This is a genomic window from Microvirga terrestris (assembly GCF_015694425.1).
GTDB lineage: Bacteria > Pseudomonadota > Alphaproteobacteria > Rhizobiales > Beijerinckiaceae > Microvirga > Microvirga terrestris.
Genome location: NZ_JADQDN010000004.1, coordinates 399611 through 411918 on the forward strand (window position 1 = coordinate 399611; position 12308 = coordinate 411918).

Below are 12308 nucleotides of genomic sequence, written 5' to 3' on the forward strand. Positions count from 1 at the left end.
GAGGTCAGCATTCGTGCCGCGGCATGAACCGGAGCGCACCTGCATCGTCACCCGCGAGGCGAACAGCCCCGCGGGACTGATCCGCTTTGTCCTCGGGCCCGACCACCAGGTTGTGCCCGATCTCAAGAACAAGCTGCCGGGCCGGGGTGCCTGGGTTACGGCCCGTTCCGACATGGTGGAGGAGGCGGCCAAACGTCGCCTCTTCGCCCGCGCCTTCAAGGCTGAGGTCAAGGTTCCGGAGACCCTGGCCCAAGACATCGAGCGTCTTCTCCGGGACGATCTGCGCCAGGGTCTGGCGCTCGCCAACAAGGCCGGATCGGTGATCACCGGCTTCCATAAGGTCGAGTCGACCATCACGGATAAGCCCATCGTTGCCCTTATTCATGCCGCAGAAGCGGCCGAAGATGGGCGAAGAAAATTAGCGAACCAGTTGCGAAAACGCTTCGGCGAGGCGATATCTAGCTTTCCGGTCATCCAAGAATTGTCGAATGACGAATTGGATTTGGCATTAGGCCGGTCAAATGTGATACATGCTGCCCTCGTCGCGGGCGCTGGGAGCGACGGCTTTCTGAACCGCTGGCATCGTTACCGCGTCTTTCGCGGCATCGACGCCGATCAATCTGGCCTCGGAAACGAGACCGGCGAACCCAAGACTATGAAACCCGCAGGAACTGAGGCGGAATGACCGATACGAAAAACCAGGGCGACAAGACTCTTCATGTGTCGTCCAAGACGCTTTCTCTGAAGCGCCCCGTCGAACAGGGCGTGGTGCGCCAAAGCTTCTCCCATGGCCGATCCAAGTCGGTTGTGGTCGAGACGGTCAAGCGTCGCCCTGCTGTCGGCCCCACCGGGGGCAAGGAAGACAGACCCGCGCCGCAACAGGCAGCGGCCCCCGCGGCTGCGCCCAAGCCGGCCGCACCGGCTCCGGCAGCTCCAAAGCCGGCAGCGCCGGCCCAAGGCGGGCGCCCGCAACGGTCTGCCCCCAATACACCCCGGTCCGGCGGCATGGTGCTGCAGACCCTGTCCGAGCAGGAGCGTGATGCGCGCATGAACGCGCTCGTCGATGCGCGCCGCCGTGACGAGGAAGACCGCAAGAGACAGGCCGAAGAGGCAGCCCGCCGCGCCGAGCGCGACGCCGCCGAGGCCCAGGAGCGTGAAGCGGCCGAAGCGCGCAAGCGCGAGGAAGACGAGCGCCGCCGCCAGGATGAGGAGCGCAAGCGCCGCGCCGAGGACGAGGCCCGTCGCCGTCTCGGCGAGGAAGCACCGCGTCAGGCCTCCGCACCGGCTCCACGTTCCGATGCTCCGCGTTCCGACCGGCCCCGCCAGGACGGACCTCGCCCTGCCGGTCGTTTCGACGGCCCGCGTCCATCCGGTCCGCGCCAGGACGGTCCCCGTACGGGTGGTTTCGGTGGTCCCCGCAGCGGTGGCGGCACCATGGGTGGCCGTCCGCCGAGCCTGAACCATATGGCCCGTCCGGCCGCTCCCGTCGTGCCCGATCCGGAAACCGCGAAGCCGAATGTCCGTTCGGCTCCTCCGGTGGCCGCCCGCGCTGCCCTGGTGGATGACGAGGAGGGTGCACGCACCATCCGCCGTCCCGGCGTTGCGGCGAAGCCCGCAGCCTTGCCAAAGACCCCCAAGGCCGCTCCCGGCGAAGAAAAGCGCCGCGGCCGCCTGACGCTCGCCAACGCGACCTCGGGCGAGGACGAGCGCACCCGCTCGCTCGCCGCCTTCCGTCGCCGCAACCAGCGTCTCATGGGCCACCGTCAGGTGGAGCAGAAGGAAAAGATCGCCCGCGAGGTGATCATTCCCGAGACGATCACCATCCAGGAGCTCGCCAACCGCATGTCGGAGCGCGCCGTGGACGTGATCAAGATGCTGATGAAGCAAGGCCAGATGCACAAGATCACCGACGTGATCGATTCCGACTCGGCCCAGCTGATCGCGGAAGAGCTCGGCCACACGGTGAAGCGCGTTGCGGAATCGGACGTCGAGGAAGGCCTGTTCGACACCCCGGACGTGGACGACAACCTCGTCACCCGTCCGCCGGTCGTGACCATCATGGGCCACGTGGACCACGGCAAGACCTCGCTGCTCGACGCGATCCGCAAGACCAACGTGGTGTCCGGCGAAGCCGGCGGCATCACCCAGCATATCGGCGCCTATCAGGTGACGTCGCCGCTCGGCGGCAAGATCACCTTCATCGACACGCCCGGCCACGCGGCCTTCACGGCCATGCGCGCCCGCGGCGCCAAGGTGACGGATATCGTCGTGCTGGTGGTGGCGGCGGATGATGGCGTCATGCCGCAGACCGTCGAGGCGATCAACCACGCGCAGGCGGCCGGCGTGCCGCTGATCGTGGCGATCAACAAGATCGACAAGCCCGACGCCAACCCGCAGCGGGTGCGCACCGAGCTTCTGCAGCACTCCATCGTGGTCGAGTCCATGGGCGGCGAGACCCTCGAGTTCGAGGTCTCCGCCAAGACCGGCGACGGTCTCGAGACCCTTCTCGAAGGTCTCCAGCTGCAGGCCGAAATTCTGGAGCTCAAGGCCAATGCCGAGCGCTCTGCGGAAGGCACCGTCATTGAGGCGAAGCTCGATCGCGGCCGGGGTCCCGTGGCGACCGTGCTCGTGCAGCGCGGAACGCTCCGCACCGGCGACATCGTGGTGGCCGGCGCCGAATGGGGCCGCGTGCGTGCCCTGATCAACGACCTCGGCGCCAACGTGAAGGAGGCCGGCCCCTCGGTTCCGGTCGAGGTTCTGGGCTTCAACGGCACCCCTGAGGCCGGCGACCGCGTGGCGGTGGTCGAGTCCGAGGCCCGTGCCCGTGAGGTCACCGAGTACCGCACCCGCCAGAAGCGCGAGCGTCAGGCAGCCCGCATGGGTTCGGCCGGGCGCACGCTCGCCGACATGATGCACGACCTCAAGGCCGGAGCGGGCCGCAAGGAATTCCCGCTCGTGGTTCGCGCAGACGTGCAGGGTTCGGCGGAAGCCATCGTCGGCGCTCTGGAAAAGGTCGGCAACGAGGAAGTGGCGGCCCGCATCATCCAGGCCGGCGTCGGCGGCATCTCGGAATCGGACGTCACCCTGGCGGAAGCCTCGAACGCCATCATCCTGGCCTTCAACGTGCGTGCTCACAAGGAAGCGCGCGAGGCGGCCGAGCGTGCCGGCATCGAGATCCGCTACTACAACATCATCTACGACCTCGTGGATGACGTGAAGGCGGCGATGTCCGGTCTGCTCGCTCCGACGCTGCGCGAAGAGCGGCTCGGCGAGGCGCAGATCCTCGAGGTCTTCAACGTGTCGAAGGTCGGCAAGATCGCCGGCTGCCGCGTCCTCGACGGCGTGGTCCAGCGCGGCGCCCATGTGCGCCTGATCCGCGACAACGTGGTGATCCACGAAGGCCGCCTGAGCCAGCTCAAGCGCTTCAAGGACGACGCCCGCGAGGTCACCTCGGGTCAGGAATGCGGTATGTCCTTCGAGAACTACCAGGACATGCGCGTCGGCGACTTCATCGAGTGCTACCGCGTGGAAGAGGTGAAGCGGTCGCTCTAAGCCGCTTCCGATCTTTTCACTGTCTGGAACATCTCTCATGGCCGGGTCATTCCCGGCCATGATCCCTTTTGAACGATCCGGTCCAACCCCGGAGATATAAAAATGGCCAAACGTTTCGAACAAACCACCGGACCCTCCCAGCGCCAGCAGCGCGTCGCCGAGCTCGTGCGCCATGCGCTGGCCGAGGTCCTCTCCCGCGGCGACCTGCAGGACGACGTGCTGACGAAGAACGTCATCACGATCCCGGAAGTGCGCATGTCCCCGGACCTCAAGCTCGCCACGGCTTATGTCATGCCGCTCGGCGGCCGCGACGAGGCTGCCGTGATCAAGGCGCTGGACAAGAACAAGAAGATCCTGCGCCAGGAGGTCGCCCGCCGGGTCAACCTGAAATTCGCCCCCGACCTGCGCTTCCTGCGCGACGAGAGCTTCGACGAAGCCGCTCGCATCGACGCGCTCCTGCGCACCGAGCGCGTGGCCCGCGACACGGGCAGACCCGGCCCAGCCATTACCGACGACAGCGACGAGCAGGATTCATGAGCGACGAACGCCCGCAGCGGAGGCCCCACGGGGACCGACCGAAAAAGCGTGACGTCAACGGATGGATCATTCTCGACAAGGGTGTGGGCATGACGTCGACCCATGCGGTCGCCGTGGTCAAGCGCGGCCTCTCGGCCAAGAAGGCCGGACACGCCGGCACCCTCGATCCACTGGCCTCCGGCATTTTACCGATTGCACTCGGCGAGGCGACCAAGACGGTGCCCTTCGTCATGGATGGCCGCAAATCCTACGTGTTCACCGTCGCCTGGGGCGAGGAAACCACCACCGACGATACCGAGGGCGAGGTTGTCGAGCGTACCGACAGGTTGCCTGAGGCGTCCGATATCGAGGCGTTCCTGCCCCGTTTCACCGGTCAGGTGCAGCAGGTGCCGCCGCGCTTTTCCGCCATCAAGATTGCCGGCGAGCGTGCCTACGATCTCGCCCGCGACGGCGAGGTGGTGGAGCTGCAGCCGCGCACGGTCGAGATCGATCGTCTTGCCCTCATTCACCACGATGGCAACCGTTCGGTGATCGAGGCTGATTGCGGCAAGGGCACCTATGTGCGGGCGATTGCCCGCGACCTCGGCCGGTCGCTCGGCTGCCTCGGGCACATCGCAGCGCTCCGGCGGACCCGCGTCGGCCCCTTCACGGAGCATGACGCCGTCACGGTCGATGACGTCGCCACCGATCCGGCGGCCCTGCGCCCGGTGGAGACGGCGCTCAACGAGATTCCTTCGATCGCTGTCAGCCGCGACATGGCCGGCCGCCTCATGCGCGGCCAATCGATCATTCTGCGCGGACGCGAGGCGCCTCTGTCCGGCAAGGTCTATGCCACGTGCAACGGCGTGCTCATCGCCGTAGGCGACGTGGAGCGCGGCGAGCTCGTGCCGCACCGGGTGTTCAATCTAGGCGTCTAAAACACGTCATCCCGGGGCCGCGTTAGCGGCACCCGGGATCAATGGATAGACAGGCGCTGGTAGCCCTCCTCCCCCTTGTGGGGAGGAGTTGGAGGTGGGGGTGTGAGCGCCACGCTGGTCCAGTTCAGCGCCGGCACCCCCACCCCGGCCGCTGCCGCGGCCACCCCTCCCCACAAGGGGGAGGGAAGCCCGTGCTTGTCCTGCACTCGATCCCGGATCGGCTGACGCCGTCCGGGATGACGGCATCGGACTTTACCGGTCAGCCTTCAGCCCTTGCGCCGAGCGCGTCAGGAACTTCTGGGTGATCGGCACGATCATGTCGTAAACCGCCTGGGCAGTCCTTTCCTCTTCGCGCAGCGATTCCTGGAGAGCCGGGATGAACTTCTGGTTCCCGGAGGCTTCGGCCATGGCGATCAGGGACTTGTAGGACGCGATCTCGAAATTCTCGAAGGCGTGGTTGGCGAAGGTGTTCTTCAGAACCTCGTCGGCCATCGGCATGTGGCCGGCCGCCGCCAGGTTGGCCATGAACTGGGTGGCCATGTCCTTCAAGATCGAGCGATCCGCCCCGAAGCTATGCAGGGCCTCGTCGAGGCGGCGGATCTGGCCTTCCGTCTCCGTGATATGTCGGCGCAGGAGGTCGGACATTTCCGGATAGTTCTCGAACCGCTCGACCTGCCGCTCCATGAGCTGAATGGCTTGTTTCTCAAGGGCGTGAGCGTTTTCGAGGCCGGTGATGAAGATATTGCGGATGTCTTCCGAGGACGTAAGGTCGGCCATGCCTGTCGTGGCAGTCATAATGTCGGTTTCCTATCTTGGGGGTCTCTGGTTCACCAACCGTGACCCGGAAAACTTGTTCCGCAGACTTTGTCTCAAACCGGCGCATCCTATTGCTCCGCTTGAGAAAAATGATTTCTCTGGCACTCCGGCGCAATTCGTGTATGGTGCGCCATCTTTTCGAGGGTCATGCCCCGAAAGACGCGTCCGAGTTCGGACCGCGCTGGACGACATCCCGGCCCGGCCCTTCCGGATGCCCCGGACCCGAAGCCCTGAAGGCCAAGGTCTCCTTATAAAACCAACCTGAAAGGACACACGATGTCGATTACGGCTGAGCGCAAGAACGCGCTTGTAAAGGAGTTCGCCCAGAAGGCTGGCGACACCGGCTCCCCCGAGGTGCAGGTCGCCATTCTGACCGAGCGGATCAACAACCTGACCGGTCACTTCAAGAGCCACAACAAGGACAACCACTCCCGTCGTGGCCTCCTGAAGATGGTGTCGTCGCGCCGTTCGCTTCTCGACTACCTGAAGAAGAAGGACGAGAGCCGCTACCGCACGCTGATCGAGAAGCTCGGCATCCGCCGCTAAGCTTCCTATTTAAGACTTCCGTCCGGAGCCCGGCTCCGGACGGCTTCTACACCGGTCAAGACCACGAGGTCCCGGTGTCCTCTGAGGAGACGGCCGACACGATGACCATGGCAGGATCGCAAGAGGCTTATGAGGTGGGCTTGCCCGCCGGCACGAGCCTCTTGCCGTCTTGCTCATGGCATCGAGCCCCCGCTCCTGCTGTCATGAAAGACGAAAAAGCATGTTCGATACTCAACGCGAAGAACTGATCTGGGCCGGCCGCAAGCTCGTGCTCGAAACGGGCAAGATGGCCCGCCAAGCCGACGGCGCCGTCGTCGCCACCTACGGTGAGACCACCGTTCTCGCCACCGTCGTTTCGGCCAAGGAGCCGAAGCCCGGTTTCGATTTCTTCCCGCTCACGGTGAACTACCAGGAGCGCACCTACGCCGCCGGCCGCATTCCGGGCGGCTACTTCAAGCGCGAAGGCCGCCCGACCGAGAAGGAGACCCTGGTCTCCCGCCTCATCGACCGCCCGATCCGCCCCCTCTTCGTCGAAGGCTACAAGAACGACACCCAGGTGGTCGTGACCGTGCTCTCGCACGATCTTGAGAACGATCCGGATATCGTCGGCATGGTGGCGGCTTCCGCCGCTCTGACCCTCTCGGGCGTGCCCTTCATGGGTCCCGTGGGCGCCGCCCGCGTCGGCTACATCGGCGGCCAGTACAAGCTGAACCCGCCGCTGCAGGAGATGGACCAGACCTCCCTCGACCTCGTGGTCGCCGGCACGGCCGACGCCGTGCTCATGGTCGAGTCGGAAGCCAAGGAACTGGCCGAGGACGTGATGCTCGGCGCCGTGATGTTCGGCCACAAGCACTTCCAGCCGGTAATCGAGGCGATCATCCGCCTCGCCGAGAAGGCCGCCAAGGAGCCGCGCGACTACCAGCCGGCCGATATGTCCGAGGTCGAGCAAGCCGTTCTGGCGATTGCCGAGACCGACCTGCGCGAAGCCTACAAGATCACCAAGAAGCAGGACCGTTACACCGCCGTCGACGCCGTGAAGGCGAAGGTGATGGCCGAGCTGCTTCCCGCCGACGGCGAGCCCAAGTTCGAGCCCGAGAAGGTCAAGGCTGCCTTCAAGGAAGTGCAGGCCAAGGTCGTGCGCTGGAACATCCTCGACACCGGCTCCCGCATCGACGGCCGCGATCTCAAGACCGTTCGCCAGATCGTCTCCGAGGTCGGCGTTCTGCCCCGCACCCACGGCTCGGCCGTGTTCACCCGCGGCGAGACGCAGGCGCTCGTGGTTGCGACGCTCGGCACCGGCGAGGACGAGCAGTTCATCGACCAGCTCGAGGGCACCCGCAAGGAAACCTTCCTGCTGCACTACAACTTCCCGCCCTATTCCGTCGGTGAGACGGGCCGCATGGGCTCGCCCGGCCGCCGCGAAATCGGCCACGGCAAGCTCGCCTGGCGCGCCATCCACCCGATGCTGCCGGCGGCTCATGACTTCCCCTACACGATCCGCGTCGTCAGCGAGATCACCGAGTCGAACGGCTCCTCGTCCATGGCCTCCGTCTGCGGCGCTTCGCTCGCCCTGATGGATGCGGGCGTGCCGCTGCGCCGTCCGGTGGCGGGCATCGCCATGGGTCTCATCCTCGAAGGTGAGCGCTATGCGGTCCTGTCCGACATTCTCGGCGACGAGGATCATCTCGGCGACATGGACTTCAAGGTGGCCGGCACGGAGCAGGGCATCACCTCGCTCCAGATGGACATCAAGATCGCCGGCATCACGGAAGAGATCATGCGCGTGGCGCTGGATCAGGCTCAGGCCGGCCGCACGCACATCCTCGCCGAGATGAACAAGGCGCTCACCGCACCGCGCGCCGAGCTCGGCGAGCATGCCCCGCGCATCGAGACCATGCAGATCCCGGTCGACAAGATCCGCGAAGTCATCGGTTCGGGCGGCAAGGTCATCCGGGAGATCGTGGAGAAGACCGGCGCGAAGATCGACATCAACGACGACGGCCTGATCAAGATCGCGTCGGCCGACGGCAAGTCGATCAAGGCGGCCTATAACTGGATCCGCTCCATCGTGGCCGAGCCCGAGATCAACACGATCTACGAGGGTACGGTCGTGAAGGTGATGGAGTTCGGCGCCTTCGTGAACTTCTTCGGTTCGCGCGACGGCCTCGTGCACATCTCGGAGCTCGCCAAGAACCGCGTCGGCAAGGTCACCGATGTGGTCAAGGAAGGCGACAAGGTGAAGGTGAAGTTCCTCGGCATGGACGAGCGCGGCAAGGTCCGTCTCTCCATGAAGGTGGTCAACCAGGAAACCGGCGAAGACATCACCGAGCAGCTCAAGGCCGAGCGCGACGCCGAGCGCGCCCAGCGCGACCAGCAGAAGGCTGCCGGCGAGTAATTGTACTAAGCCTGGTTAAGAACAGAAAAGGCGCGGCTTTGGCCGCGCCTTTTTCTTTGGCTGCTTGGCGGCCTTAATTCAACGGCAGATAGATATCCGTCCGGAGCTCGGTCGGCGGCGTGTCGCGCGGGCTGTTGAGATACTCCTCGAAGACCGGCGCGTCGGCGACGTCGCGTCCCGACGAGGGAAGCCACTGGCCGTAGAGCCAGTCATAGGCTGCGCGCATGTCGCCGTAGGGTCCCTTGTATTTCAGGACAGCATAATCACCGCCTTGGATCGAGGTCGTAAAAAGCGGTGCGTCGACCCTCGCCGGCTCCGCCACGACGACGGCGGCGTGCGATCTCAAATCGGCTTCCGGAACGCTGGTCGGATCGTCGAGATAGACACCCACCATGCTGAGGTCAGGCCGGATCAGACCGCGCTGCGCCAACGTGGTGAAGAGCAGATCATAGCTCTTGCCGATGGCCATGTAGGAGCCGTGATGCTCCACGGCGATCAGGCTTTTCGGGGAAACATGCGTGATGCCGACCTCATACATGGCGTGAACTCCTTGGTGGCTGGGGGCTTTGAAGACGGAATGGCTGCCGACCTCGCGATAGGTGGCGGGCGGCAAGCCGAAGGCGGCGCTGAAGGCGCGGGTGAACGAGGCCTGGCTGTCGTAGCCCGCCCGTTCCGCCACTTTCGGGATCGGCATGTTTGTATGGGCCAGGTGAGCAGCCGCCCGCTGCAACCTCAAACGCCGGACGGTCGCCGCGACAGTCTCGCCGAAATGGGCATGGTAGATGCGATGCCAGTGATAGGGCGACAGGCACGCGATTCCGGCCAGCACATCGAGGCTGAGTTCCTCGTCCAGGTGATCGTGGATGTAGGAGGAGACGCGGGTGAGGCGGCTGGCATAGGTGTCTGCAGTGGCTTGTTCCATCGTGGCATCCGTCTTTGAAGGCTGTTGATCCAACCTTAAGCGGGGTGCCTTTGACAAATCCTGCGATTCTTTACGAGCGTCCCAAGCTCTCCGCCTCCGGGATGATCCAGCTTCCCAAGGGTGCCGCCCGGCCGCGGATAGAGACGATCTGCCGGTTGCGGTCGGAGAGGTCGAGGCCGGCGCGGGTGGCGAGGTCCTCGGAGATCACCAGCTCCACGTCGAGTTCCTTGGCGAGCCCCTCTAGGCGGCTGGCCGCATTGATAGTGTCGCCCACCGCCGTGAGGCTGGTGGCCTGGCCGTAGCCCATCTGGCCGACAATGGCCGGACCCGCATGGAGGCTCATGGCGATGCGCAAGGGATGCTCGAACTCGCTGGCGTAATCCTCGTTGAGGCGGGCGAGCCCCGCCTTGATCCTCAGCGCCGCATCGAGCGCCTGGCGGGCGGCTTCCTGCGGAGGCGTGCTGAGGCCGAAGAGGGCCAGAACCCCGTCACCGATGAACTTGTCGATATGGCCGCCCGCATCCTCCACGGCCTCGCCTACCGCTTCGAAATAGCGGTTGAGGATGAACACAGTGTCGAAGGGCAGGCGCTTCTCGGTGAGGCCCGTGAAGCCGCGCAGGTCGCAGAACAGCACCGCCACCTCCCTCTCCTGCCCCTGGGCCCGGCCGGCATGCACCAGGGCCGTCACGCCGTTGCGTCCAGTGGACAGGATCGGCACGACGGCGATCTCCCCGACCGGCCTGAACTGGCAGGCGAGCCTGACATTGGGACCGGCCTTGATGCGCGCCAGCGTGCCTCGCTCCTGGGCGGCGGGCGGCGGCTGGTCCTGCAATCCTTCAAGCACCCGCACCCGGCAGGTGGAGCAGCGGCCGCGCCCGCCGCAGACCGAGATGTGCGGGATCCCGGCCGTGCGGCTCGCCTCCAGCACGCTGAACCCCGCCGGCACGGTGACGACCTGATCGTTGGGGTAGCGGATGCGGACCCGCCGGGACCACAGATTGGCGCTGCGGATGATGCGGCCGGCAATGGTCAGGACCAGGAGACCGCCGAAGAAGGCATAGAGGGCGGGCCCGATCAGGGGCAGGAGATCGGACGCGGGAGCCTCGGGAATGGGAAACCGCTCCGGCGTCTCGGCGATCTCCCGGCCGGCCTCGGCGAAACCCAGCAGCGCGAAGATCGGAATGAGAATGGCACCCGTGTAGAGCAGTAGCGCCCAGGCAGGAAACCAGGGCTTCGGACGCAGCCAGAAATAGATGCCAAGACACCCATGCAGCCACGCGATCACCAGGACCACCGCTTGGCGGATGCCGAAGTCAGGATTCAGCAGCCAGAGATTACGGACCACCTCCGGGTAGCCTGAATCCTGCCCCGTTACGGCCCATTCGACCCGCGTTCCCATCACATGCCCGATCAACAGGAAGGGCAGGCTCAAGCCCAAGGCCAGCTGCGCCGCTTCGCGGACGGGCATTCGCAGGGTCCGGCGGCGATAGAGGGCCTGAAGCGCCAGAAGGAAATGCAGAAGAAGGGAGCCGTAGAGGAGGATCGTGCCGACCGGGTTGCGCCACAGGCTGTTGAACCAAGCACGTCCGGCTTCCATCGCCTCGATGGAGACGAGCCCCAGGGCATGATTGCTGAAATGGGTAAGGAGAAAGGCCGCGAGCACCAAGCCGGAAGCCAACCGGATTTCCCGCCAGGGAATGCGACGCCTCAGCAGAGCCGCCTCGGCGGCAGGTCTTGTCTCGGTTTGCTTCATAGGCGAATGACCGGTCTCGCTTCCTGCACCAGGGGCTTGGTTCAGGCTATGCAGGTGCAGCCGCACGCGCCAATGTCAAATCACAGCTGCTGGACCGAGGCGGCGAACCGTATATTCCTAGGCGCCGCACAGGCAGAACACGAATCATGGCTCACACCATCACCAGCCTCTCCGAGCTCGAAGCCCTCTATGGCGAGGTCAGCAAGGCCTCGATCTTGAAAGAGGCGGACCGGCTCGTGCCGGAATACCGCGCCCTGATCGAGGCTTCGCCCTTCGCAGCGTTGGCCACACGCGGGCCGGAGGGGCTCGACTGCTCGCCCCGCGGCGACGGGCCGGGCTTCGTGCGCATTTGGGACGACAAGACCCTGCTCCTGCCCGACCGGCGCGGCAACAACCGGATCGATTCGCTGCGCAACATCGTGCAGAACCCGAGCGTCGCCCTGCTCTTTCTGATCCCCGGCATCGGCGAGACCCTGCGCGTGAATGGGCGCGCAGTGATTTCCGTCGAGCCGAGCCTGCTGGAGAGTTTTTCCGTCGACGGCAAGCCGCCGAAATCGGTTGTGGTGATCGCCGTTGAGACGGTGTTCTTCCAATGCGCCCGCGCGATTCTGCGCTCGGAGCTGTGGAACCCGGCCCGTCACGTGCCGCGCGAGAGCCTGCCGAGCGCCGGCCAGATCCTCGCGGCGCTCACCAACAACGAGGCGGGCGGTGAGGCTTATGACAAGGCTTTGCCGGAGAGGCAGCGCAGCACGCTCTATTGATGTTCTCTTTGTTGAGCGCATCGTCGGGAGCGCAAAACTCGGACCACTTTTGCGCACGATGCGCTTGACCTTCGGCCCCCTGCCCTCGAAAAGGCAGTTCTCGTTTCCA

10 protein-coding genes are annotated in these 12308 nt (G+C 65.3%); 7 read left to right on the top strand and 3 right to left on the bottom strand.

The annotated features are described in order from the left end of the window. Positions 1-13 precede the first annotated feature (13 nt). From I2H36_RS11015 to truB, 4 genes are all read left to right on the top strand, one after another. A complete protein-coding gene (locus tag I2H36_RS11015; protein ID WP_196263919.1) occupies positions 14-685 on the top strand; it encodes an RNA-binding protein in 672 nt (223 codons plus the stop codon). Continuing rightward, positions 682-3552, top strand: coding sequence for a translation initiation factor IF-2 (gene infB / locus I2H36_RS11020; RefSeq protein WP_196263920.1), 2871 nt, complete (start codon positions 682-684; stop codon positions 3550-3552). The genes I2H36_RS11015 and infB overlap by 4 nt, the downstream gene beginning before the upstream one ends. A gap of 102 nt (positions 3553-3654) precedes the next feature. Next, entirely contained in the window at positions 3655-4089 is a 435-nt protein-coding gene (gene rbfA / locus I2H36_RS11025; protein WP_196263921.1) for a 30S ribosome-binding factor RbfA, read from the top strand. After that, on the top strand, positions 4086-5006 hold the full coding sequence (gene truB / locus I2H36_RS11030) for a tRNA pseudouridine(55) synthase TruB (protein WP_196263922.1): 921 nt from the start codon (positions 4086-4088) through the stop codon (positions 5004-5006). Before rbfA ends, truB begins: the two co-directional genes overlap by 4 nt. Positions 5007-5258: 252 nt before the next feature. On the opposite strand, the gene I2H36_RS11035 is transcribed toward truB, so the two are convergent. Further along, positions 5259-5801, bottom strand: coding sequence for a ferritin-like domain-containing protein (locus I2H36_RS11035; RefSeq protein ID WP_196263923.1), 543 nt, complete (start codon positions 5799-5801; stop codon positions 5259-5261). 297 nt (positions 5802-6098) lie between these two features. On the opposite strand from I2H36_RS11035, the gene rpsO reads away from it, so the two are divergent. Together rpsO and pnp are read left to right on the top strand one after the other, a co-directional pair. Further along, on the top strand, positions 6099-6368 hold the full coding sequence (gene rpsO / locus I2H36_RS11040; RefSeq protein ID WP_036349523.1) for a 30S ribosomal protein S15: 270 nt from the start codon (positions 6099-6101) through the stop codon (positions 6366-6368). Between the two features lie 220 nt (positions 6369-6588). Next, entirely contained in the window at positions 6589-8763 is a 2175-nt protein-coding gene (gene pnp, locus I2H36_RS11045) for a polyribonucleotide nucleotidyltransferase (protein WP_196263924.1), read from the top strand. Positions 8764-8836: 73 nt separating this feature from the next. Here the strand turns inward: pnp and I2H36_RS11050 are convergent, their stop codons facing one another. After that, positions 8837-9685 (bottom strand): AraC family transcriptional regulator, encoded by an 849-nt coding sequence (locus tag I2H36_RS11050; protein WP_196263925.1) that lies wholly within the window; start codon positions 9683-9685, stop codon positions 8837-8839. A gap of 70 nt (positions 9686-9755) precedes the next feature. Continuing rightward, positions 9756-11438, bottom strand: coding sequence for an adenylate/guanylate cyclase domain-containing protein (locus I2H36_RS11055; RefSeq protein WP_196263926.1), 1683 nt, complete (start codon positions 11436-11438; stop codon positions 9756-9758). A 146-nt stretch (positions 11439-11584) separates the two neighbouring features. On the opposite strand from I2H36_RS11055, the gene I2H36_RS11060 reads away from it, so the two are divergent. Then, positions 11585-12199 (top strand): pyridoxamine 5'-phosphate oxidase family protein, encoded by a 615-nt coding sequence (locus tag I2H36_RS11060; protein ID WP_196263927.1) that lies wholly within the window; start codon positions 11585-11587, stop codon positions 12197-12199. Positions 12200-12308: the final 109 nt, after the last annotated feature.